Origin of the sequence: Paralimibaculum aggregatum (assembly GCF_030270585.1) — a bacterium.
Taxonomy (GTDB): Bacteria; Pseudomonadota; Alphaproteobacteria; order Rhodobacterales; family Rhodobacteraceae; genus Thermohalobaculum; species Thermohalobaculum aggregatum.
The window spans coordinates 1-627 of the sequence record NZ_BSYI01000132.1 but is presented as its reverse complement, the minus strand read 5'-3'; the positions used below and the strand labels follow the sequence as shown (position 1 = coordinate 627).

The 627-nt window shown below is 62.2% G+C and carries 1 protein-coding gene; it reads left to right on the top strand.

The features are described 5' to 3' along the window. A partial coding sequence (locus tag QSJ97_RS24630; RefSeq protein WP_285675149.1) for an integrase core domain-containing protein occupies nt 1-300 on the top strand: 300 nt, incomplete at its 5' end. Nucleotides 301-627 lie beyond the last annotated feature (327 nt).

Below are 627 nucleotides of genomic sequence, written 5' to 3'. Positions count from 1 at the left end.
CAGGACCTCTCCATCCGCCACACCGAACGCCTGGCGGAGCCCGGTATCAAGCCTTCGGTGGGCAGCGTCGGCGACAGCCACGACAATGCCCTGGCCGAGACGATCAACGGCCTCTTCAAGGCGGAGGTCATCCATCGCCGCGGACCATGGCGCAGTTTCGAGGCAGTGGCGTTCGCCACGCTCGAATGGGTCGGCTGGTTCAACACCCGCCGTTTCCTCGAGCCAATCGGCAACATCCCGCCCGCAGAAGCAGAGGCCGTATACTACGCAGCACTGGAAACTCGGAACGTGGCAGCGTAGCCAAAGATCACCAGCCTCCGGCAAACCCGGTGCGATTCGGACTCCTCCTCGTAGCGCGTTTCGACACCGCTACCGTGGCATGTCGAGATGCCGTGAGGGGGCGTCCACCCCATCGGAAACCCTGTCCGGATGAAATTGGAATCCTTGTCCGGGTCGTATCGGAACGACTGTCCGGATGACCCCGGAATGCGCATCCCATCGGATCGGTGGTGCCGCCTGCGAAGTTCGGGGACATGGTTTCATCGTCCATCTCCGAGGCTTGTCGTTAGGATCATTGCTTTCGGCGTTGATGGGAGGATGCGATGACACCGGCAGCGCGGTTGATCC